This window comes from Cupriavidus sp. FW305-3-2-15-C-LB2 (assembly GCF_058787575.1).
The window spans coordinates 73,280-95,433 of sequence record NZ_JBYSZW010000008.1 but is presented as its reverse complement, the minus strand read 5'-3'; the positions used below and the strand labels follow the sequence as shown (position 1 = coordinate 95,433).

The following is a 22,154-nucleotide window of genomic DNA, read 5'->3' as shown; positions in this document are numbered from 1 at the left end:
TGCGCTCCCTAGACTCCATGCGTGCCCGGCCGGGCCGGTTTTCCCACTTGCACAGGAGTCCTTCCATGACCTCACCCAAGCGATCCCACCACCACGACAGCACAGGCCACCGTTCCGCGCTGCTGCGCGCCCTGATCCCGACCTTGCTGATGATGGTCGGCGCAAGCATTTCGTTGTCGGCCAAGGCTGCACCGCGGGCCGTTGACCCGTATACCGATGGCGCGGCCAGCGCGGCGACAGCCAAGGGCCGCTTCGATGTGTACAGCGACGGCGCCCGGGTGCGTGAACCGCGCGACACGTACACGGACGGCGCGCGCAGCGAGCCACGGCCCGCTGACGCGAACGGCTGAGCCCCGCAGCCCACCAACACCCATGCAGCCATCACGGCCTGCCATTAGGCGTGGCAGCGCCCGGCACCGCCGCCAGGGGCCGGCGATAGCGGGACAGCCGGTCCAGCGCGAGGTAGACCACTGGCGTGGTGAAGAGCGTCAGCGCCTGGCTGAGCAGCAGGCCGCCTACCACGGCCACGCCCAGCGGCTGGCGCAGTTCCGCGCCGGTGCCGAAGCCCAGCATCAGCGGCACCGCGCCCAGCAATGCGGCCAGCGTGGTCATCATGATCGGGCGCAAGCGTGTGAGCGCCGCCTCGTAGATCGCCTGGCCGGCGCTGATGCCGCGGGTGCGCTGCGCCGCCAGCGCAAAATCGATCAGCAGGATGCCGTTCTTCTTGACGATGCCGATCAGCAGGATCACGCCGATCAGCGCCATGATGGAAAAGTCGAACCCGCCCAGCCACAGCAGCGCGAGCGCGCCAATGGCCGCCGACGGCAGCGTGGACAGGATCGTCAGCGGATGCGCCAGGCTTTCGTAGAGCACGCCAAGGATGATGTAGACCGCCAGCAGCGCCGCCAGGATCAGCCAGGGCTGCCCGGCCAGGGCCTCCTGGAACGCCTGGGCCGAACCCAGGAACGTGCCCTGGATGGCGGCCGGCATGCCGATGCGCTGCCGTACCTGCTCCAGCCGTGCCACCGCATCGCCCAGCGGTGCGCCCGGCGCGAGGTTGAAAGACAGGTTGACCGCAGGGAGCATGCCGTGGTGCAGGATCGAGACCGGCCCGGCGCCCGGCGGCGCGATGCTCGCCACCGCGGCGAGCGGCACCATCTCGCCCGACAGCGGGGATCGCAGGCGGAACGACTGCAGCGTCTCGATATGCCCGCGCCCGTCGTCGTCGACTTCAAGCACCACCTGGTACTGGTTGGTGTCGGTCTGGAACTCGTTGATCTGGCGCTGCCCGAAGGCGTTGTAGAGGGCCTCGTCGATATCGGCTGAGGTGAGACCCAGCCGCGCTGCCGCCGCGCGGTCGATGCGCATGCGGATGACATTGGCGCCGAGCTGCAGGTCGCTGGACAGGTCGCGGTAGAGCGGCTCGCCTTGCAGCGCGCTGGTGAGCCGCTGCGACCACGCATAGAGCTCGGCGGTTTCGTTGCCCTTGAGAACGTACTGGTACTGGGCCCGCGGCTGCCCGGCGCCGATGTTGATGTCCTGTGCTGCGCGCAGGTAGAGCCGGATGCCCGGCACCGCGGCCAGCCTGGGCCGCAGGCGGTCGATCAGGCCGCTGGCCGAGACGTCGCGGTCGGAACGGTCGTTGAGCACGATCCAGAAGCGGCCGTTGGCCAGGGTCTGGCTGCCGCCGGTCATGCCGACCGAATGGGTGACCGTCAGCACGGCCGGGTCGGCCGCGATGATGTCGGCGAGGGCGCGATGCTTGGCGACCATGTCCGCATGGGGGATATCCGCCGCCGCCTGCGAGGTGCCCAGCACGAATGCGGTGTCCTGCAGCGGGAAGAAGCCCTTGGGGATCAGCACGAAGCCTGCCACGCTGGCGCATACCGTCAGGCCGAACACCGCCAGCACGCGCGCCTGGCGCCGCAGGCACCAGCGCAGCCCGGCTGCGTAGCGCTGCCCCAGCCACGTGGACAGGTCCGCCTGGCGCGCGCCCGTATCGTGATGCGCCTTGCGCATGGCGATGCCCGCCAGCGCGGGCGCCAGCGTCAGCGACACCACCACCGAGATCAGTATCGCCATCGCCGAGGTCAGCGCGAATTCGCGGAAGAGGCGGCCCACGACCCCGGACATGAACAGCAACGGGATAAACACCGCCACCAGCGACAGGCCGATCGACACTACCGTGGGCCCGACCTCGGCCACGCCGCGGCGCGCGGCCTCGCGCAGGCCGAGTCCGGATTCGCGGTAGCGGTGGATGTTCTCCACCACCACGATGGCGTCGTCGACGATAAAGCCGACCGCCACCACCACCGCCACCAGCGTGAGATTGTTCAGGCTGAACCCCATCAGGTACATCGCCGCGCAGGTGGCCGCCAGCGACACGCCCAGCACCGCCGTCACGATCAGCGTGGCCGACCACTCGCGCAGGAACAGCGCCATCACGCCGATCACCAGCATCACAGCGATCAGCAGGGTCAGCTCGACCTCGTGCAGCGAGGCGCGGATGGTGCGGGTACGGTCGTTCAGGATCTCCACGCGGACATCGGCGGGCAAGGCACGCCGCAGGGACGGCAGCGCTTCGTTGATGCGATCGAAGGTCTGCACGATGTTGGCGCCGGGCTGGCGCATGACGGCGAGCGCCACGCCCGGCCGGCCATTCGGAAAGCCATTGACGTAGGCGTCTTCAGGCCCGGCCGCAACCCGCGCGACGTCTTTCAGGAATACCGGGCCGCCGTTGCGCCAGGCCACGACAAGCTCGCGATAGTCGTCCGGTTCCAGCAACTGCCCATTGGTCTCCAGCGTGCTGACGCGCGCCTCGCCGTACAGCGCGCCCTTGGGCGCGTTGCGGCTGGCCGCGCGGATTGCGCCGCGGACGTCGGCCAGCGTCAGGCCCACGCCGGCCAGCGCCGCCGGCGAGGCCTGCACACGGATCGCGGGGCGGCGCAGGCCGGTGGCGTTGACCAGCCCCACGCCCGGCAGCTGCCCGAGCTGGCGCACCAGCACGCGCTCGGCGTAGTCGCTGACTTCGGTCAGCGGCAGCGTGTCAGAGGTGATGCCAAGGATCGCCACCGGACTGTCCGCGGGATTGACCTTGCGCCAGGTCGGCATTGCCGGCATGTCCGGCGGCAGCCGGCTGGTGGCGCGGTTGATGGCCGCCTGTACCTCTTGCACGGCGCTGTCGAGCCGGGTCTCCAGCGTGAACTGCAGCACGATGGTGACCGAGCCCAGCGCACTGGTCGAAGTCATCTCGGCAATGCCGGGGATTGCGCTGAACTGCACTTCGAGCGGTGTGGCAACCGACGAGGCAATGGTGTCCGGGCTGGCGCCGGGCAGCAGGGCGTTGACCTGGATGGTTGGCACTTCGGCTTCGGGCAGCGGTGCCACCGGCAGCCGGAAATATGCGGCCGCACCCAGCAGCACCAGGGCGGCAGCCAGCAAGGCGGTGCCGATCGGGTGATCGATGCACCAGCCATATAGCGAAGAGGATGATTTCACTTCAGGCTCTCGGGGCCGGGGTTGCGATCGGCACGGAGACGCGGCTGCCGGCGCGCAGCCGGGACTGGCCGTCCGACACCAGCTGGTCACCGGCGGCGACGCCCTCCAGCACGACCTGCTGGCGGTCCTGGTAGCGCACGCTGACGGGCACGATCTCCACGGTGTTGTCCGGCCTGACGCGGAACACATAAGGCTGGTCCTGTTCGCCGTAGCGCAGCACCGCGGGCCGGGCCACCAGCGCATCGCGCAGCAGCCCGGTGTGCAGCCGCACCGCGACAAACTGGCCCGGCCACAGCTCGCCGGCGCGGTTGTCGAACTCGGCCTTGACCCGGACCGCGCCATTGCCGGTGCCCACGCGGCTGTCGATCACCAGCAGGCGCCCCTGCGCCAGCGGCGCGCCGCCGTCGCGTGCATGCGCGTGCACGGCCGCGTTCGCGCCGCCGGCGCTCAGGTGTTGCAGCACCGGCAGCGCCGACTGCGGCATGGTGAATTCCACGGTGATGGGCGACAGCTGCGTGACGGTGAAGATCCCGTCGGCGTCGCCGACCCGCACCAGGTTGCCTTCATCGACGTTGCGCAAGCCGATGCGCCCGGCGATGGGCGAGCGGATGCGGGTGTATGACAGGCGCACTTCCTCGGCGACGATAGCGGCGCGGTTGCCCTGCACGGTGGCGCGCAGCTGCTCGACGGTGGCGAGCTGCTGGTCCAGCGTCTGGCGCGGGATGGCATCGGCGGCGATCAGCGTGCGGTAGCGCCCAAGGTCGAGCTCGGCCGCGCGCAGCTGCGCCAGGTTCATCGCCAGCGTGGCGCGGGCCTGACCCAGTGCGGCCTGGATCGGCCGGTCATCGAGCGAGGCGAGCAGCTCGCCGCGGGCCACCTGCTGGCCTTCGCGCACATGCAGGCGCATCAGCTGGCCGTCGATCTGCGTGCGCACCACCACGTCGCGCAAGGGCCGGACGGTGCCGACGCTTTCCGCCTGGCGGGCGACGTCGCGTGCCTCCACGCGCGCCACGCGCACAGGAACAGGCGGTGGCGGCGGTGGGGGCGCATCGGACTGGCTGCGCCGGACCAGGCCGAGCGTGCCGAGCGCGAGCACGCAGAGCGCCGCGGCTGCAAACCACAACCGTCGCGCATAAGGCCCGAGCGCCGCGAGCAGATAGGAGGTGAGGGAGAACGCAGGCATGGCAGTCGGACCCGCCGGATCCACAAGTCATTGGCATGCTGGTTTATAGCCAACGGAGGCGGTTGGAACGGTGACTCCAGCCTGTCAGGGCTGTCAGGAAGGCCGCGGCGCGCGCGCATGCGGTAGTCGCGGCGTGCTTGCTGACAGCTTTGCCAGTTGCCTGTCAGCACGCCGTTGGCTGCGGGCAGCTAAGCTACGCGGTTTATCGATTGGCAGGGCCGGGCCATCATGCCCGGAATCCGGCGCACGGCAGCGACGCTGCCAGTGAGGGCAGACGATGTGGAGGACAGGTTGAGATCCAACCGCAACAAGCTGAACGCAGCCAGGGCCGTGCTGGGTGCCATGGCACTGACCGTGGCAGCGTGCGCCGGCATCGGCAGCGGCGGCCCGCTGCCCGCGCGCGCGAGCTTCAGCGATTACCGTAGCGAAACCCTCAGCCAGCTGCAGGCGCGGCGCCACTTCCAGCTTGCCGACAAGGCAGCCGAACTCGCGTGGAACGGCCCCGGCGAATGGCTGCCGGCGCTGTCCCGTGCCGGAACGAAGCCGGAGAAGGGCATCCTGCTGATCCACGGCCTTGGCGATTCGCCGTGGTCGTTCCATGACCTCGCCCGGCAGCTCGCCGCGCAGGGCTTCCTGGTCAGGACCGTGCTGCTGCCCGGTCATGGCATCCGGCCGGAGGACCTGCTGGACGTGACGCTGGAAGACTGGCAGCGCGTGGTGCGGGAGCAGGCCGAGGTGCTGCGCCGCGATGTCGGGCAGGTCTACCTGGGAGGCTTCTCCACTGGCGCCAACCTGGCACTTGAATACGCCTACGCTCACCCGGACGTGGCGGGGCTGGTGCTGTTTTCACCGGCATTCCAGTCCAACAGCCGCTACGACTGGCTGACCCCGCTGATTGGCTGGATCCGCCCATGGCTGCTGGAGCCGGACGGGCGCCGGCCGATGCAGAACGCCGTGCGCTACATGACGGTGCCAACCAACGGCTTCGCCCAGTTCTACCGCAGCAGTCGCGCGGCGCGCCTGCGGCTGGAGCAGGGGGCCTACGACAAGCCGGTCTTCATGGCGGTGGCGCAGCACGATTCGGTGCTCGATACCCGCTATTTGCTGACCGTGTTCCAGGACAGGTTTACGCATCCCGCAAGCCGCCTGATCTGGTATGGCCAGAGGCCGGAAACCACGGCGGACAGCGGCCGCGTGCTGGTGCGTGGCGATACGCTGCCGCAATTGCGGATCAGCCAGTTCTCCCATATGGGTTTGCTGTTCTCGCCGGCGAATCCGCTGTACGGGGAACAGGGCCGCCTGCGCATCTGCTGGAACGGGCAGGATGAGTTGGCGACGCGGGCTTGCGAGCGTGGCGAGGCCGTGTGGTATTCGGACTGGGGCTATCGCGAAGCCGGCAAGGTGCATGCGCGGCTGACGTTCAATCCCTATTTCTCCTGGCAAGGCGAGGTGATCGCTGGGGTTTTCGCCGGCGCGGACTTGCGTGCCGGCGACCGTGCGCCAGAAACGCAGCGCATGACGCGGGACGACAACGGCAGCAGCCCGCAGGCGATGTAGGCGAATGCAAGGCAGGCAAGCCACCGGCAGTCCGTGCCCGGCTCCGCCGCATGGAGGAAAACCCGGGCCTGTCCCACGGCGCATCAGCCTCTAACATGAAGTACCCGCCGCCATCGCGGCAAACAACGATAACGCGGAGACTTCATACATGGATCGTCGAAAGTTCCTGAGCGCCGCGGCCATCGCGGCGACCGCCGGCGTCGCGCCGCACGCCATCGCGCAGCAGTGGCCGGCGCGCGCCATCCGGCTGGTCGTGGCCTATCCGCCTGGTGGCGGCACCGACGTGGTGGCACGCTTGTTTGCCGACTACCTGACGCGCGTGACCGGGCAGTCGGTGGTGGTGGAGAACAAGCCCGGCGGGGCCACCATTCCCGCCACGCAGGACGTGATCCGCGCCAGGAATGACGGGCAGACGCTGCTGGTGACGCTGGGTTCCTCGGCCACCTCGGGCGCGCATATCAACCGCGTTCCTTACGACCCGTTGACCGACCTCACCGCGCTGGCGGAACTTGGCCGCGCCCCGGTGCTGCTGGCGGCCAACAAGGATGCGCCGTACTCCACGCTGAAGGAACTGATCGCCTATTCCAAGGCGAATCCGACCAAGCCGATCCACTCGGCCTCGTACGGTCCGGGCACCTCGTCGCACTTCGGTCCGCTGCTGTTCAACCGGCTGGCAGGCACCAACCTTGAACCGGTGCTGTACAAGGGCTCGGCGCCGGCCACGCAGGACCTCGTGGGCGGCGTGGTGCCGCTGATGATCGACGGCCTGACCACCGGCGTGCCGCTATACCAGGCCGGCAAGACCAAGGCGCTGGCCACCACCATCCCGGAACGCTCTGATCTGGCGCCCGGGGCGCCTACCTTCCGTGAGCAGGGCTTTCCTGAGATGGAGCAGCTCAGCGGCTATTTCGCGCTGTTCGGCCCCAAGGCCATGCCCAAGGCCACGGTCGATGCGGTCTCTGCTGCGGTGCGCAAGGTGCTGGCCGACCCGGCCTACCAGAAGCGGCTGGCAGGCGTTGGCGTGCTGCCGCCGCAGGCGGTCACGCCTGAGGCCTTCGCCGCGCAGATCCGGACCGATCATGCGCGCTGGGGGCAGTTCATCAAGGATATCGGCTTCAAGATCGATGGGTGAGGGCGCCGCGGCAGCGTCGGCGTGTGCGCGGGTGCATCGGCGTGGGTGGCGAGAGGCGGATTCTTGTCCATACTGAACTTGACTGGCGGGCTGTCGCTGCCCGCCGGGATCAATCGCCCAAGGAGAAGAATCGTGTTCAAGCACATCTTGCTGGCCACCGATGGCTCGGAACTGTCAAAAATGGCAATGGATGCGGCCATTGGTTTTGTCAAAGCCGGCGGCGCCAGGCTGACGGCCTATACGTGCATGGAAGAGTATCCCTACGTGGCGTCAGGCGATGCCGGCCATCCCAGGCGCAAGGCCTTCGAAGAGCAAGAGGCCGCACATGCAAGCGCCAGGCTGGAAGCGGTTGTTGCTGCGGCCAGGGCTGCGGGAGTCACATGCGAAACGGATATGACGACTTCGGTACCCTACAAGGGCATCATCGATGCGGCCGCGAGGCACGGGTGTGACGTGATCTTCATGGCGTCGCACGGCCGCAGGGGCCTGGAGGGGCTGCTGGTCGGCAGTGAAACCCAGAAGGTTCTTACCCACTGCCGGGTTCCTGTCCTCGTCTACCGCTAGACACTGCGCGGCGTGCCGCCGCGGGTGCTGGCGTACTGTCGAATCCACCTCACGGGGGGAACCTGCCATGACGGAAATGGAACAGGAGAAAGTCGTCGGTGTGCTGGATCGAATACTCGAAGCCGAGCTCGCCGGGGTTGTGCGCTACACGCACTATTCGTTCCTGATATTCGGCTTCGGCCGCATTCCCATCGTGTCGTGGCTGCGTGAGCAGGCGAATGAGTCGCTGCTGCACGCGCACCAGGCCGGCGAATGGATCACGACCCTCGGCGCCTATCCCTCGCTTGGCATCGGCGAGCTGCTGGACACCCACACGACCGATATCGGCGCGATCCTGCGTGAATCGCTCGCGACCGAGATGGAGGCCCTGGACCTGTACCGTGAGCTGCTAAGCCTGGTCGAGGGGCGCTCAGTCGCGCTGGAGGAGTATGCGCGGCAGTTGATCCAGCTGGAGGAACTGCATGCGGGAGAGGTCGAGAAAATGCTGCGCAAGCCCGGCCTTGCGGCGACGGTGCAGCCGCGGCAGGGCTGATCTGGGCCGGCCCGCTGCCTTCTCGTGCGTGCAAAAGCGCGCGTGCCACAAGGTTTCGCCCCCATTGCTTTCGTCCCCGACGCCGGGAGCAGGGCACAGGCCGCGTCACCGCACCGGCCATCCACCCCCATCGCGCGCCGCGCCAACCGAGCTGGTTGCCAGCGCCAATGTCGCCGCGGCGGCGAGCGCTCCGTTATAGGCGTCAGCTGACGCGTTCCGTGCCGGCAGCAACTGGTTCTGTGCCAGGTTGGCTTCGGTGAGGTTCGCCTGTGCGCGGCTATGGCAAATGCTTGCCGGGAAGCGTGGGTGCAGGTCCGCGCGTGCTGACCGGACGTGCGCTACGCGGATCGGCGGCTTGCCGGCCTGGCTTTGCCGTATTGTCCCTGCGCCCAGTGGGCGTGCCGCGACTGCTGTCGGTGCGGTGCGTCGGACCGGAGAACGCGCCGATCCTGACTTCCTCGCCCATCCCCCCGACGACATGCTGCGCAAAGGCGGCCCCCGAGGCGGTCAGCATGGCGATTGCCATCAGCGGGTACGCGTGGATCTTCTTCATTTTTGCCTGTTTTTCGTGTGGTGGGCCCGGGCGGGCAAGGTTCAGGCAGCGGAGGGTAAATCAAGCGGATGTCCGTGTATGTAAGCTATTGTTAGCGCGATTTGCTCCGCCAACCAAAGAATATGAAAAGTGCTTGTTAGCGCATGCGCGATCAAAGCGCCGCGGTGAAAGGCGGGATACCGGCCGCGACCATCAGCGCCATGGATAGCGGGAAGAGGGCGCTGATGTGTGCCGTGGCGCTGGCGAAGGAGTAGTGAGCGTAGCAATAGATCGCCGCCACCAGCATATAGACGGCCAGCCGGTGGAAGCCCTCGAGGTGTGCCCCGAACTCCTTGCCGAACCAGGCAACCATGCCGTACTCATTGAGTTTGGAGGCCAGCATGATCAGCAGGCCGATCCAGATCATGGTGTCCCAGGCGGATTTCTCGTTCAGGGCATCCTCCCAGGTCAGCACGCCGGTGATGAACAGCAGCGAGACGCCGAGAGCCGCCGCCAGCGTTGCGCCGATGGCCAGGTCCTCACCGAAAATCCAGAGCACCAGCAAGCCAAGGAAAATTGCCGCCATGATGATTTCCTTGGCGCCGATGATGGCGACGGCCGCCATGGGCAGGGGCGGTCATGATGCCGGCGATGGTGGTGACAAATACCGCGAACATGTGCCACGCCTTCACCGCGAGGCCGGCCGGCGCCGGCAGGAACCAGAGCACGATGCCGATTCCCACCGGGACTAGAAATCTCCAGAGATCTTTGAGATGCCCTGCGGGGGCCGCTGGCTTCGCGGCGGGGGAGCTTCCAGCGCCTGGCCTTCGGCCCGGATTCGCGCAACATCGATGATGACCACCTCCGCGCTCAGGGGCCAGTCCGTGAACGCCGACGTCAAATGTGGCGTGAGGGACGCGGGGCAGGCGAATAACCGTTCGTATGCTATGGTTTATAGACCTTTCCGGTAGAAGCGCCGGCGTCGTGCCGGCGCCGCCGAACGACGGCATGCCAGCAGACGGGGCTCGAGGAGTAAGTCATGCATCCCAGCAAGCTAATCGTGGCGGCGATACTTGCCGCGGCAACTCTTCCGGTGCTGGCACAGCCCGAGACGCGCGTGGACACGGTGTCGGGCGTGGGGGCTACCAGGACCACCGGCACGGTCAAGGCCACTGCCACGGTGGTGGCCATCGATGCCGCCACGCGCACCATTTCGCTCAAGAACAAGCAGGGCAAGGTCACGGACGTACAGGTCGGCGAGGACGTGCGCAACTTCGAGCAGCTCCGCGTGGGCGACATGGTCACCGTCGAGTACACGCAGGCCTTGTCAGTGGCTCTCGCCAAGCAGAGCGGCATGCGCTCCAGCACCGAACGCGAGATCGCCGAGCGGGCCGCTCCTGGCGCCAAGCCCGGCGGCATGGTCGGGCGCGAGGTGACGGTCACTGCCGATGTGGTGGCCGTCAACGCCAAGACCGGCATGGTGACGCTCAAGGGGCCAAAGGGCAAGACGGTGGACGTGCATGTCGAGGATCCGGAGCAACTGAAGGCGGTTAGACGCGGTGACCAGGTGCAGGCCGTCTACACCGAAGCCCTTGCCATTTCTGTCACGCCCAGGCGTGCCCGCTGAGTAAGGCGGCGCCGGGTGGGAGCATGCCAATGGGTTTTCTGCGGTGGTTGCGCTGGCGCAATGCGCAAGTCCATGCGCACGGCAAGCAGGAGATTGCCGAGCTGACCGAGCGCGTGACCCGGATCTATCCGCGCTTGCGGCTGGTGTCACGCTACCAGCAGCGGCTTCGGCCTGCGCTCGAGCAAGCGCAGGACTACGTGCGCGAACTCGTCCAGGGTCTTCCCGCGCCGCGGGAAGCCAGCATGCAGGCATGGGGTGACGATCCCTATGTTCACGCCTTCTTCGGCGCGCCGCGTGACGTGCCGCTGGCCTTCAGCCGCTCTCCTGAACTGCGCGCGTTCTTCGAACAGTCGCCCGATGCGCCGCAGGCGTTTGCGGTGCTGGGGATGGCGATGACCGAGCGGCGCACGCTCGGGGTTGCGCTGGAAGGGGATGTCATGCGCACGGAAGTGCCGCAAACCACCGTCAGTTTCGGCGATCACAAGGTCAGGATCATCGCTCGCAGCGAGGCCGCGCTGCGCGAGGAAATTGTCCGGCGCATGTTCGATCAGTTCAGCATGGAGGGTCTCGCCCGTTTCGCTGCCGGCAAGTCACGCCGCGAGGTGCTCGCGCGCGAGCAGGCGCTGCTGGTGGCGCGCCTGCGCCTGCTCCAGCAGCAAGGCACCGGCATGCGTTCGGTGCTCGGCGGCGATGCCGACGCAAGTCCCGGCGAGCAGGCCGCCCTGGGCGGGCAGATTGCCGCGAACGAGCAGGAACTTGCGCAGCTCGGCCCCGAAACCGGGGCGCTTGACCGTCAACTGGAATGCCTGGCCGAGGTCCTGGCGGACGCACGCTCCTGCTTTTCCATCGAGCAAAGACACTTGCGGCTTAGTGCCATGAACGTGCTGCTCGCGGCGGACAGCGCGGGGCCGGCATACGACATCGACCTGCTCACTGCCCACGTCCCGGGCGATCCTCCACTGGTGCGATCCATCGCACTGGTGCGGTTCGCGCGTGGCGACATGCTGTCGCCGACCGCCCTGATCGAGGAGGCGGAGCGGCTGCTGTGACAGCGGGGATGGTGGCGCGCCAGGCAGTGGAGAGCGGCGCGGTGGAATGCGCGCTGGCGCTGGGCTTCGAGTTCATGCAGCCGGGCCCGCTGAAGAGCGCGTGGACTGACCGCGAGGCGGCCATGGTCGAGTTCACCAACATCGCCGCCCCGATGGTGCAGGATGCGGTCGAGGCCGGCGTGCCCGCGCGCGCTGACGCTGTTCGGCGGCGCCGGCCGCGAGCACATGCAGCGCTACGGCACCAGGCTGGAGACCTTCGCCAGGATCCGCGCCAAGGCCAGCCGCCACGCTGCCAACAACCCGCTGGCCGTGTTCCGCACCGTCGTCACGGAAGCAGACGTGATGGCCGAGAAGGTGATGTGGCCCGGCGTGATGACCCGCTCGATGGCCTGCCCGCCGACCTGCGGCGCCGCCGCTGCCATTGTCTGCACCGAAGCCTTCGCGAACAAGCACAACCTGCGCACCGACGTGCGCATCCTGGCCCAGTCGCTGACCACCGACGTGGCCCCGAGCTTCGAGCCGCCTTCGATGATCGGCCTGGTGGGCTTCCATATGGCCGAGGCGGGCGCGCAGGCCGTGTACGAGCAGGCCGGCGTCGGCCCGTCGGATATCCAGGTCTGCGAACTGCACGATTGCTTCGCGCAGAACGAACTGCTGAGCTATGAGTCGCTGGGCTTCGCCAGGGCCGGCGAGGCCGAGATGATGGTGCGGGACGGTGACAACACCTACGGCGGCAAGGTCGTGGTCAACCCGTCGGGTGGGCTTCTTCATGTGCCTGAACAGCGATGTGTCGGCCGCATCGGGCATCGACCGCATGAAGGTGCTGCAAGTGGACCTGGGCCGCATCCTGCACGCTGAACAGGCCTTCGACTATCACCGCATGGCCTACGCCGGCGACACGCTGCACTTCGACACGACGGTCAGCGACGTCTACGACAAGAAGGGGGGCGCGCTGCATCTTGTCGTCAACACCACCCGCGTGACCAACCAGGACGGCGAACATGTCGCCGACATGCGCAGCACCCTGGTGGAACGCCGCGGCTGATCGCGCACAAGGAGAACAGAACCATGCAAGCCCCCCGTTTCGCCGACGTGAAGGTTGGCGACAAGCTGCCGAGAACGCATTGCCAGCTACAAGGTCCCCCGCAGCGTTGAATTCGTGGAGGCGTTGCCTTTGTCGAGCGTCGGCAAGGTGCTCAAGCACGAACTTCGCAAGCAGCACTGGAAGTCGGCGTTTGCTGGCATGCAGCCTGCTCAAGCTTGCATGCTGACCGCTGCTTCACGCTGCGTGGGCACCACGACCGGGTTCAGGAATGCCGGCGCCAGGCCAGTCAACTGTTCCGCGGCCGCTCGCAAGGGCGGCAGGAAGCGCTTCACCGCTTCCTCCCTCGTGACTTCGCCCGAGGGCAGGTTGACGCTGATCGATGCCACCACGTTGTGGTGTTCGTCGCGTACCGGTACGGCGAGGCCTGCGATGTGCTGGTCGAATTCTCCATCCACCCACGCATAGCCATCGCGGCGCACGGCAGCGAACGCTTCAAGCAATGCTGCCTTGTCGTGCACGGTGCGGTCCGTGTAGGCCCGCAGGGAGGCCTCGTCGAGAAACTGCGAGAGAAATTCCGTGGTCTGGAAGCCCAGCACCGCCCGGCCTGGTGCTGTGGCGAAGGCCGGCACATGGCTGCCCACGCCAAGCCCCAGTGAGCGGATCTTCAGCGACGGAATGCGCAGGACATATACCGCATCGTGCCCGTCGAACACACACATGCCGCACGACTCGGTGACCTGCGTCCACAGGGTTTCCAGCGCGCGTTGCGCGTGCCCCCAGAAGGGCAGCGAGGTCAGGTAGGTCATGCCGAGGGTAAGGATCTTCGGGGTCAGGCGAAAACCCCGCGTTTCGGATTCCGCCGCATAGCCCAGCTCGCACAGCGTGAGCAGGATCCGCCGCACCACGGTCCGCGGCAGGCCAGTGGATGCCGTGATGCTGGCAACGGTGTGCGTGCCGCTGCGCCCGAGCGCGTGGATCACGGCCAGTCCGCGGGCAAAAGAGCGTACGAAGCCATCGTTGTCGGTAGTAGTCATGTCTGTACGAGGTCTGATTTCAGGTTGACATTGTAGCAAGGCCGGACGTAAAGTTCGAAAAAACGGGCGGCAATGACCGCTAGGCGGACATAAATGTCCGAAAAAAATTAAACAGGAGACAACCATGAAGCGGCGTTTTCTTTGCCAGGCGCTAGCCTGCCTCGCTGTCGTGTCCACCTCGGGCCTTGCATTCGCCAACCCGTCCCCCGAGACCTTCCAGGCCAAGCGTCCTTTGCGCCTGATCGCGCCAAGTTCGCCCGGCGGCATCCTTGACCTGACCAGCCGCCTGCTCGGCAAGACTCTGTCTGAGCAGCTGGGGCAGCCCGTCGTCGTGGAGAACCTGCCTGGCGCGGGCGGCGTGATCGGGATGCAGGCCATGCTGCGCGCGGAACCGGACGGCCACACGCTGGTGATGGGCAGCCTTGGCCCCAATGCGGCCAACTACGCATTGCACGACAAGCTGCCTTACAAGTTCGAGGACTTTGCACCGGTGGCGCATGTGCTGACGATGCCGGACGTCGTGGTGGTCAACCCGAAACTGCCGGTCAAGACCATTGCCGAGCTGGCGGCCTATGCCAGGACGCGCCCCAACGGCTTGTCCATGGCGGTGTCGACGAGCGGTTCTTCCGGCCATCTCGCCGGGGACCTGCTGAAGCAGCGCGCCGGCATTACCGCCGTCGACGTGATCTATCGGGGCGCATCGCCGGCGCTGACCGACCTGGTGGCGGGGCAAGTCGATTTCATGGTGGACAACCTCATCACCGCATTGCCGCTGGTGCGAGCCGGCAAGCTGCGCGCGCTTGCGGTCACGACAAGGCAGCGTGCCCCGGAACTCCCGGATACGCCGACCATGGCCGAATCCGGTTACCGCGACTTCGACGTTTCGGTCTGGCTCGGCCTCTTTGTCTCGTCCAGAACGCCGCCCGCGGTGGTGCAGGCGTTGAATGTTGCCGTCAACAAGGCGCTGGCCGATCCTGCTCTGCGCGAGAAGCTGGCGCAGCAGGGCGGTACGGCCGCGGGCGGGTCGACGCGGCAGTTCGACAGCTTCGTGCGCGCCGAAAAAGCCCGCTGGGAGCAGGTCATCAAGGACGGCAACATCAAGCCCGAGTAAGCGCGAACAAATTCATCACTCTCTTCTTGCAGACAACGCCATGCAAAACAATTTCAAGGACAAGGTCATCCTCGTCACCGGAGCCGGCAATGGCATCGGCCGTGCCATTGCCATGCTGCTCGGCGCGCAGGGCGCCAGGGTGGTCGTCAACGACCTGGGCTCCAGCGGCAGCGGCGAGGGCAGTGATGCCGGACCAGCCCAGAAGGTGGTTGACGAGATCCGCGCAGCCGGCGGGAAGGCTGTGGCGAACACCGATTCGGTCGCGACTGCGGAGAGCGCGCAGGCCATTGTCGATACCGCCATCCGCGAGTTCGGCCGCATCGATGGCGTGATCAACAACGCCGGCATCCTGCGCGACCGCATCTTCCACAAGATGAGCACCGCTGAATGGCAGGCGGTACTGGATGTGCACCTGAACGGCGCTTACTTTGTCAGCCGTGCCGCGGCGCCTTATTTCAAGGAACAGCAAGGCGGCACCTACGTCCACATGACCTCCACCACCGGCCTGGTCGGCAATTTCGGGCAGGCCAATTACGCCGCCGCCAAGCTTGGCATCGTGGCGCTGTCGAAATCCATCGCGCTGGACATGGCCCGCTTCAATGTCCGTTCCAACTGTATTGCCCCGTTCGCATGGAGCCGCCTGATCGGCACGCTGCCCAGCGAAACCGAGGCCGAGAAGAAGCGCCTTGAGCGGATGCAGGCGATGAAGCCGGAGCAGGTTGCCCCGGTTGCCGCGTTCCTGTCTGGCGATGCTTCGGCGGACGTCAATGGCCAGGTGCTGGCCGTGCGCGGCAATGAGCTGATCGTCATGAGCCAGCCGCGCCCGGTGGCGTCTGTGCATCGCGCCGAAGGCTGGACGCTGGAGACGCTGGCGGAGCATGCCGTGCCGGCGGTGAAGCGCGCTTTCACGCCGCTGGAGCGCTCGCCCGAGGTGTTTTCCTGGGACCCGATCTGAGAACGGAGGTACGCAGCGATGGCCATCGACTATCACCGCCTGCGCTCGTGGGCGTTCTTTGACCAGGTTTCCAGCTATGCGGCGAATGACAACATTCGCTATGCGCTGAGCCTCGGCTTTGGCTCCGATCCGATGGACGAGGCGGACTTGCCCTTTGTCTTTGAGGAAGGACTGAGCGTGGTGCCCACCTTCCTCGCCACCGTCGGCGCGCCAGGTGCATGGGCAAGCGACCCGGGTACGGGCATCGACTGGATGCAGATCCTGCACGGCGAGCACCGGATGCGCTTTTTTTCAGTGCCCGCGGCGTCTGGCGCGGTACGCAGCCAGACGCGCGTCAGCCGCGTGGTGGACAAGGGCGCCGGCAAGGGCGCGCTGGTGGTCACTGAGCGGCGCATCGAGGACCAGGCCAGCGGCGAGTTGCTGGCGACCGTCGAGCATGTGTCGTTCTGCCGGGCTGATGGTGGCTTTGCCTGCGCCGCCACGCCCGGCGATGCACCGCTCGAGCCATTGCCGGCGGTGCCGGAGCGCGCGCCTGACATGATCATGTCGATGCCGACCCAGCCTTCCGCGGCCTTGCTGTACCGCCTCAATGGCGATCGCAATCCCATCCACGCACTGCCCGCCGCCGCCCGGCAGGCCGGCTTCGAGCGGCCGATCCTGCATGGCCTTTGCACTTACGGCATGGCATGCCGGGCGCTGCTGAAGCAGGCTTGCGGTGGCGATCCGTCGCGCCTGGCCAGCCTTTCGGTGCGCTTTTCATCGCCATTCGTGCCTGGTGAAACGCTGCGCGTGGAGATGTGGCGCGGCGAAGGGCAGGTCCGGTTCCGTGCGCTCGCAGACGAGCGCAATGTGGTCGTGCTGAGCCACGGCGTCGCCGACCTGCATCCGTAATCAAGGAGTCAAGATGTCCGTGATCGAGCAATTCGCCCGTGCCACGCCCGACCGGGTTGCCTACCGCATGGTGCCGTCCGGCCAGGCGGTGACGTGGGCCGAACTGGAGCAGCGTTCGCGACAGTGCGCTGCCGCACTGCTGGCTGCCGGTCTGCGCGAGGGCGACGGCATTGCCGTGCTGCTGGAGAACCATGTCCGCTATTTCGAGATCCTTTGGGCCGCGCACCGGATCGGCTTGTACTACACCACGATCAGCCGTCACCTGAAAGCCGACGAGGTGGAGTACATCGTGCAGGACTGTGGCGCCCGGGTACTGTTCTGCTCGGCGCAGACCCTTGGCGACCTTGCGCCCGGCGCCCTGGCATCGCTTCGGGTCACGCGGGTGCTTCTGGATGGGAGCGAGCCGGGCTACAGCAACTATGAAGCGTGGCTGGAGCAGATGCCGGCCGAGGTCACGTTGCCGCGCACGGTGGAGGGAACTGACTTCTCATATTCTTCCGGCACCACGGGCAGGCCCAAGGGCATCAAGCGTCCACTGCAAGGCGCCAACGCTTTTTTCCGCACCGGTGATGACGCTCGCCTGGGCTGGAAGTCGCTGGACCGCGATACGGTCTACCTGTCGACCGCGCCGTTCTATCACACTGCCCCGGTGCGCTGGAACATGGCCACGATGCGCGCCGGAGGCACCTCGGTCATGATGGAAAAGTTCGAGCCGCTGGCGGCGCTGGATGCGATCGCGCGCTACGGCGTGACCCATAGCCAGTGGGTGCCGACCATGTTCGTGCGCTTGCTGCGGCTGACTGCGGCGGAGCGCGAGCGCTTCGACCTGTCCACCATGCGCTATGCGATCCACGCCGCCGCGCCGTGTCCGATCTCAGTCAAGCAGCAGATGATCGACTGGTGGGGGCCGATCCTCTATGAGTTCTACAGCGGCACCGAACTGGTCGGGCGCACCTCGCTGGACTCCGTGGAATGGCTCGCGCACAAGGGGTCGGTCGGACGGCCCGAGTTCGGGCAGGTACACATCGTCGGCGACGATGGCAATGAAGTGCCGCAGGGCCAGACCGGCGTGGTCTACTTCTCCGGCGGCGGGACCTTTGCTTACCACAATGATCCGGAGAAAACCCGGCAGGTCTATAACGACCGTGGGTGGGCCACCTATGGGGACGTCGGCTACGTCGATGCCGACGGCTTCCTTTACCTCACGGACCGCCTTGCCAACACCATTGTCTCTGGCGGCGTCAATATCTATCCGCAGGAATCCGAGAACGTGCTGATGAGCCATCCGGCGGTCTTCGACGTGGCGGTGGTCGGCGTGCCGAATACCGAGTTCGGCGAGGAAGTGAAGGCGGTGGTCCAGTTGCACGAGCCTGAGCGGGCGTCGCCGGTCCTGGCCGAAGAACTGATCGCGCTTTGCCGCAGCAGGATCTCCCCAATCAAATGCCCGCGCTCGGTCGACTTCGTCGCGGCGCTGCCGCGCACCGAAACCGGCAAGCTGCTCAAGCGCGCCGTCAAGGCCAGCTACTGGCCAACCGAAAACCGAATCGCGCATTGAGCGCAACTGATGCCATGTCCCGACAAGAAGCCAGCTACCACGCGCCGCGCAAGATGTTCGCGCCGGAGCACGAGATGTACCGCGACAGCGTCGCCCGTTTCCTGGCTGACAAGGTCATGCCCGGACACGCCGAATGGGAAGCCGCCGGCCTGGTTCCGCGCGATCTCTGGCGCGATGCCGGCGCCCACGGCCTGCTGTGCCCCGGCTTGCCCGAAGCCTACGGCGGTGCCGGCGGCGACTTCCTGCACAGCGCCATCGTGGTGGAAGAGATCGCCCGGGCCCTGGCCAGCGGCGTGACGGGGTTCACCACGCACTCGGAGAACGTCGCGCCGTACCTGCTGGAGTTCGGCACCGAGGCGCAGAAGCGTGAGTTCCTGCCGCGCATGGCCAGCGGCGATGTGGTTGGATCGATCGCGATGACCGAGCCGGGGGCTGGCAGTGACCTGAAAGCCATCCGCACCAGCGCTGTCAAGGTGGATGGTGGTTACCGGCTCAACGGCCAGAAGACCTTTATCACCAATGGCTACCACGCTGACCGCGTGCTGGTGTTCGCCAAGACAGAGCCGGCCGCCGGTGCGCGCGGCATCAGCCTGTTCTGGGTCGACACCACCAGCCCCGGGTTCAGCCGCGGCCGCCTGCTGGACAAGATCGGCCAGAAGGCCCAGGACACCGCTGAACTCTTCTTCGAGGACGTCCTCGTGCCGGACGACATGCTGGTCGGCGAGCGCAATGCCGGCTTCGGCTACGCCATGAGCGGGCTGGTGCGTGAGCGCCTGCTGATCGCCTTGCGTTGCGCCGTGGCGCTGGAGGTGGCGCTTGACTGGACCATCGCGCATGTCAAGGAACGCCGTGCCTTCGACAAGGCGCTGATCGACAACCAGTTCATCCGCTTCCGCCTGGCCGAAATCAAGACGCATGCGTGTGCCACGCGTGCCTTCGTCGACAGCTGCCTTGAACAATACCTGGCCGGCACGCTGACGCCCGATGGTGCCGCCATGGCCAAGTACTGGGCCGGCGAGGCCACGCGGGCCATCGATGACCTGATGCAGTTCTTTGGCGGCTACGGCTATATGCGCGAGTACCCCATCGCCCGTGCCTACACCGACGTGCGTCCGAACCGGATCTACGGCGGTTCGGCCGAAATCATGCGCGAAGTCATCGCGCGCGCACTCTGAATTCACCATGACCAAGAACCTCTCTCGCTCGGTCGCCATCGTGGGTGCCGCGGAATCCGACCTGGGCAAGGTGCCCGGCAAGACGGCACTGGAGTTGCAGGCGCAGGCCGCGCGGCTGGCGCTGCAGGACGCGGGGCTGTCGCTGCGCGATGTGGATGCCGTCTTTGCGCATACCGATGACCGCTTTGCCACCGTGCAGCTGGCCGAATACCTCGGTATCCAGCCAAGGTACGTCGACTCCAGCAACGTCGGCGGCATGTCCAACCTGATGCACATCCGCCATGCGATGGCGGCCATTGCCGCCGGCATGTGTTCGGTGGCGCTGGTGACCTATGGCAGTACGCAACTGTCCGACGGCTCGCGCAAGAGTGGCGCCGTCGCCGCGGATACGCCGGACTCGCCGCGTGGCCAGTTCATCGCGCCTTATGGCCAGCTCAGCCCGATCGGCTACTACGCAATGGTTGCCCAGTTGCACATGCATCGCTACGGCACCACGTCCAGGGATCTCGCCGAGGTGGCAGTGGCGGCGCGGCGCTGGGCGCAGCTGAACCCGAAGGCATACCGGCGCGAGCAAACCAGCATCGAGGAGGTCATGGCGTCGCCCGTGATCGCGTCGCCGCTGCGTACGCGTGACTGCTGCCTCGTCACGGATGGCGGTGGCGCACTGATCATCACCTCCGCCGATCGTGCCCGAGACCTGAAGTCGAAGCCGGTCTATGTGATGGGCGCAGCCGAGACCTTCTCGCACCACTACACCCCGTTCAGCACGACGGACTGGCTGGATACGCGCGTCGCCGAGACGGCGGACGAAGCGTTCGGCATGGCTGGCGTCACCCGCGAAGACATCGACGTGGTGCAGATCTATGACCACTTCACCATCGGCGTCATCCAGTCGCTGGAAGAACTGGGCTTTTGCAAGCGAGGCGAGGGCGGTGCCTTCGTCGCCGATGGCGCCCTGGGCCCGGGTGGCCGCTTCCCCATCAATACCTCCGGCGGCGGCCTTTCCTACGGCCACCCTGGCATGTTCGGCATGTTCGTGCTGATCGAGGCCGTGCGCCAGTTGCGCGGGGAGTGCGGCGAGCGGCAATTGCCTGATGCCGAACTGGCGCTGTGCCATGCGCCCGGACTGGTCTTCTCCTGCAACACCACCATGATCCTCGGAGTCTGAAGCATGAGCGAAGCACAACGTCCCCTGCCGCGTCCCACCGAGATCACCGAAGGCTACTGGCATGCGGCGGCGCAGGGCCGGCTGGTGGTGCAAGGCTGCAGCGCCTGTGGCCACCGCCAGTTCTATCCGCGCACGCTGTGCCTTGCGTGCGAATCGGACCAGGTCGACTGGACGGAGGTCTGCGGCTTTGGCTCGATCTATACCTTCACCATCAACCATCGCGCACCCAATGCCTTCATGAAGGCGCGGCTGCCGTACGCCGTTGCCATCGTCGAACTTGACGAAGGTGTGCGCATGATGGCGAACATCCTCAACGCATCGCCCGAGGCCATTGCTATCGGCAAGCGCGTGCGAGTGGTGTTCGAGAAGGCGAGTGACGACGTGAGCCTGCCGCAGTTCGAATTGATCGACTGACCCAATCCTGCCCCAAGGAGGGCCCATGCCCATCATCACTGTGCCGCGGCGGCGTGCTGCCCTGGCCGCGCTGGCGTGCATCGCCGCACTGCCGGCCTGGTCGCACGCCGCTGACGATTCTGCCTATCCGCAAAAGCCCATCCGGCTGGTCGTGCCATTCCCGGCCGGAGGCGGATCCGACACCGTGGCCCGCTTGCTCGGCCGCGAGCTGACGGCGATGTGGGGCCAGACGGTGGTGGTCGAGAACAGGCCCGGTGCCAGCGGCGCGATTGGCACAGGCGCGGTCGCGAAGGCTGCACCGGACGGCTATACGCTGCTGTTGGGCGCAACGCCGCTGGTGCAGTTGCAGGGCGTCTACAAGTCACTGCCCTATGACACCTTCCGCGACTTCGCGCCGCTGGCGCGCCTGGCGCTCTCGTCGGACGTATTTGCCGCTCCGGTATCCACCCGCGTTGCCAGCGTGAGCGAGCTGCTGTCCGCGGCCCGGGCCACGCCTGGCAAGATCAGCTACGGCTCCTACGGCAACGGCACCTCCTCCCACATGCACGGGGAATTGCTGCGGATGCAGGGGGACGTCGACCTGACCCACGTGGCCTACAAGGGCGGCTCGCCACTGATCCAGGACTTGCTGGGTGGGCAGGTGAGTTCCGGGTTTGTGGATGTGGCCAGCGGCAAGGCCGCGCTCAACTCCCCGAAGATCAAGGTACTGGCCGTCACGGGCGAGCGCCGGCTGGCGCTGCTGCCGGAGGTGCCGACCTTTACCGAACTGGGCTACCGCGATTTCGAGCCAAACGGCTGGTATGGCCTGTTCGTGCCGGCGGCGACGCCGAAGGCGGTGAAGGACAAGCTATCCGCGGCGGTGCTGGCAATCCTGGCCAAGCCGGCCATGCAAACGGCGATTCGTGAGCAAGGCCTGGAGCCGGGAACGCTGGAGCCCGAGGCATTCCTGAAGCTGATGCGGCGCGACGCCGAGATCTGGGGACGGATCGCGGCCAACGCGCGCATCACGCTTGACTGAGCGGTGTCGCAGGCCGGGCCGCCCTCCCTGTTCCGGGGAGGCCGCGCCTGGCCGGACGGCTGATAGCCTCCAAGACTCCAACGTACTGTACGGAAGACCTTCACTTTCATGCTG

At 66.7% G+C, this 22,154-nt stretch carries 21 protein-coding genes and 2 pseudogenes; 17 read left to right on the top strand and 6 right to left on the bottom strand.

Annotated elements, in window-relative coordinates; translation table 11 throughout:
* Positions 1 to 65 precede the first annotated feature (65 nt).
* Positions 66 to 350 (top strand): hypothetical protein, encoded by a 285-nt coding sequence (locus AC3WRR_RS08710; protein ID WP_011615530.1) that lies wholly within the window; start codon positions 66 to 68, stop codon positions 348 to 350.
* Between the two features lie 31 nt (positions 351 to 381).
* Here the strand turns inward: AC3WRR_RS08710 and AC3WRR_RS08705 are convergent, their stop codons facing one another.
* Together AC3WRR_RS08705 and AC3WRR_RS08700 are read right to left on the bottom strand one after the other, a co-directional pair.
* Positions 382 to 3,498, bottom strand: coding sequence for an efflux RND transporter permease subunit (locus AC3WRR_RS08705; protein ID WP_492296693.1), 3,117 nt, complete (start codon positions 3,496 to 3,498; stop codon positions 382 to 384).
* 1 nt (position 3,499) lies between these two features.
* On the bottom strand, positions 3,500 to 4,681 hold the full coding sequence (locus tag AC3WRR_RS08700) for an efflux RND transporter periplasmic adaptor subunit (RefSeq protein WP_011615528.1): 1,182 nt from the start codon (positions 4,679 to 4,681) through the stop codon (positions 3,500 to 3,502).
* 291 nt (positions 4,682 to 4,972) lie between these two features.
* Here AC3WRR_RS08700 and AC3WRR_RS08695 point away from each other — a divergent pair, with 291 nt between their 5' ends.
* The 4 genes from AC3WRR_RS08695 to AC3WRR_RS08680 all read left to right on the top strand — a co-directional run bounded on the left by AC3WRR_RS08695 (position 4,973) and on the right by AC3WRR_RS08680 (position 8,466).
* The gene (locus AC3WRR_RS08695) at positions 4,973 to 6,238 is read left to right on the top strand and encodes an alpha/beta hydrolase (protein WP_492296691.1); all 1,266 of its coding nucleotides are present in this window, start codon (positions 4,973 to 4,975) and stop codon (positions 6,236 to 6,238) included.
* 148 nt (positions 6,239 to 6,386) lie between these two features.
* Positions 6,387 to 7,370 (top strand): Bug family tripartite tricarboxylate transporter substrate binding protein, encoded by a 984-nt coding sequence (locus AC3WRR_RS08690; protein WP_010810580.1) that lies wholly within the window; start codon positions 6,387 to 6,389, stop codon positions 7,368 to 7,370.
* Positions 7,371 to 7,502: 132 nt separating this feature from the next.
* Positions 7,503 to 7,934 (top strand): universal stress protein, encoded by a 432-nt coding sequence (locus tag AC3WRR_RS08685; protein ID WP_010810581.1) that lies wholly within the window; start codon positions 7,503 to 7,505, stop codon positions 7,932 to 7,934.
* Positions 7,935 to 8,001: 67 nt separating this feature from the next.
* On the top strand, positions 8,002 to 8,466 hold the full coding sequence (locus tag AC3WRR_RS08680) for a ferritin-like domain-containing protein (RefSeq protein WP_010810582.1): 465 nt from the start codon (positions 8,002 to 8,004) through the stop codon (positions 8,464 to 8,466).
* 277 nt (positions 8,467 to 8,743) lie between these two features.
* Here AC3WRR_RS08680 and AC3WRR_RS08675 read toward each other — a convergent pair whose 3' ends face one another.
* The 3 genes from AC3WRR_RS08675 to AC3WRR_RS08665 form a co-directional block, all read right to left on the bottom strand.
* Positions 8,744 to 9,019, bottom strand: a complete 276-nt coding sequence (locus AC3WRR_RS08675) for a hypothetical protein (RefSeq protein ID WP_010810583.1) — start codon at positions 9,017 to 9,019, stop codon at positions 8,744 to 8,746.
* Between the two features lie 151 nt (positions 9,020 to 9,170).
* The gene (locus AC3WRR_RS08670) at positions 9,171 to 9,623 is read right to left on the bottom strand and encodes an anion permease (RefSeq protein ID WP_010810584.1); all 453 of its coding nucleotides are present in this window, start codon (positions 9,621 to 9,623) and stop codon (positions 9,171 to 9,173) included.
* The gene (locus AC3WRR_RS08665) at positions 9,538 to 10,008 is read right to left on the bottom strand and encodes an anion permease (RefSeq protein WP_234788213.1); all 471 of its coding nucleotides are present in this window, start codon (positions 10,006 to 10,008) and stop codon (positions 9,538 to 9,540) included. Before AC3WRR_RS08665 ends, AC3WRR_RS08670 begins: the two co-directional genes overlap by 86 nt.
* A gap of 29 nt (positions 10,009 to 10,037) precedes the next feature.
* Here AC3WRR_RS08665 and AC3WRR_RS08660 point away from each other — a divergent pair, with 29 nt between their 5' ends.
* The 4 genes and pseudogenes from AC3WRR_RS08660 to AC3WRR_RS08645 all read left to right on the top strand — a co-directional run.
* Complete coding sequence (locus tag AC3WRR_RS08660; RefSeq protein ID WP_010810585.1) at positions 10,038 to 10,625, top strand: hypothetical protein; 588 nt, start codon at positions 10,038 to 10,040, stop codon at positions 10,623 to 10,625.
* A gap of 29 nt (positions 10,626 to 10,654) precedes the next feature.
* The gene (locus AC3WRR_RS08655; protein WP_492296689.1) at positions 10,655 to 11,674 is read left to right on the top strand and encodes a hypothetical protein; all 1,020 of its coding nucleotides are present in this window, start codon (positions 10,655 to 10,657) and stop codon (positions 11,672 to 11,674) included.
* Positions 11,674 to 12,442 (top strand): annotated as a pseudogene (locus tag AC3WRR_RS08650) (thiolase C-terminal domain-containing protein); the annotation flags it as partial. The gene AC3WRR_RS08655 and the pseudogene AC3WRR_RS08650, both read left to right, overlap by 1 nt.
* Before the next feature lie 55 nt (positions 12,443 to 12,497).
* Positions 12,498 to 12,719, top strand: a pseudogene (locus AC3WRR_RS08645) (FAS1-like dehydratase domain-containing protein); the annotation flags it as partial.
* Between the two features lie 209 nt (positions 12,720 to 12,928).
* On the opposite strand, the gene AC3WRR_RS08640 reads toward AC3WRR_RS08645, so the two are convergent.
* Positions 12,929 to 13,753, bottom strand: coding sequence for an IclR family transcriptional regulator domain-containing protein (locus AC3WRR_RS08640; protein WP_010810590.1), 825 nt, complete (start codon positions 13,751 to 13,753; stop codon positions 12,929 to 12,931).
* Positions 13,754 to 13,877: 124 nt separating this feature from the next.
* On the opposite strand from AC3WRR_RS08640, the gene AC3WRR_RS08635 reads away from it, so the two are divergent.
* Genes AC3WRR_RS08635 through AC3WRR_RS08600 form a run of 8 tightly spaced genes read left to right on the top strand, consistent with a single transcriptional unit; the run spans position 13,878 to position 22,040 of the window.
* Positions 13,878 to 14,864: a Bug family tripartite tricarboxylate transporter substrate binding protein gene (locus AC3WRR_RS08635; RefSeq protein WP_010810591.1), complete on the top strand. Its 987-nt coding sequence runs from the start codon at positions 13,878 to 13,880 to the stop codon at positions 14,862 to 14,864.
* Between the two features lie 40 nt (positions 14,865 to 14,904).
* Positions 14,905 to 15,819, top strand: a complete 915-nt coding sequence (locus tag AC3WRR_RS08630; protein WP_010810592.1) for an SDR family NAD(P)-dependent oxidoreductase — start codon at positions 14,905 to 14,907, stop codon at positions 15,817 to 15,819.
* A gap of 18 nt (positions 15,820 to 15,837) precedes the next feature.
* A complete protein-coding gene (locus AC3WRR_RS08625) occupies positions 15,838 to 16,710 on the top strand; it encodes a MaoC/PaaZ C-terminal domain-containing protein (protein ID WP_492296686.1) in 873 nt (290 codons plus the stop codon).
* Between the two features lie 13 nt (positions 16,711 to 16,723).
* Positions 16,724 to 18,265 (top strand): acyl-CoA synthetase, encoded by a 1,542-nt coding sequence (locus AC3WRR_RS08620; RefSeq protein WP_492292477.1) that lies wholly within the window; start codon positions 16,724 to 16,726, stop codon positions 18,263 to 18,265.
* 14 nt (positions 18,266 to 18,279) lie between these two features.
* Positions 18,280 to 19,440, top strand: coding sequence for an acyl-CoA dehydrogenase family protein (locus tag AC3WRR_RS08615; protein ID WP_011615520.1), 1,161 nt, complete (start codon positions 18,280 to 18,282; stop codon positions 19,438 to 19,440).
* A 7-nt stretch (positions 19,441 to 19,447) separates the two neighbouring features.
* Positions 19,448 to 20,608: an acetyl-CoA acetyltransferase gene (locus AC3WRR_RS08610; protein WP_492296685.1), complete on the top strand. Its 1,161-nt coding sequence runs from the start codon at positions 19,448 to 19,450 to the stop codon at positions 20,606 to 20,608.
* A gap of 3 nt (positions 20,609 to 20,611) precedes the next feature.
* Positions 20,612 to 21,022: a Zn-ribbon domain-containing OB-fold protein gene (locus tag AC3WRR_RS08605; protein WP_010810597.1), complete on the top strand. Its 411-nt coding sequence runs from the start codon at positions 20,612 to 20,614 to the stop codon at positions 21,020 to 21,022.
* Between the two features lie 25 nt (positions 21,023 to 21,047).
* Positions 21,048 to 22,040 carry a tripartite tricarboxylate transporter substrate binding protein gene (locus tag AC3WRR_RS08600; protein ID WP_010810598.1) on the top strand — a complete coding sequence of 331 codons (993 nt, stop codon included), beginning with the start codon at positions 21,048 to 21,050 and terminating at the stop codon, positions 22,038 to 22,040.
* Positions 22,041 to 22,154 lie beyond the last annotated feature (114 nt).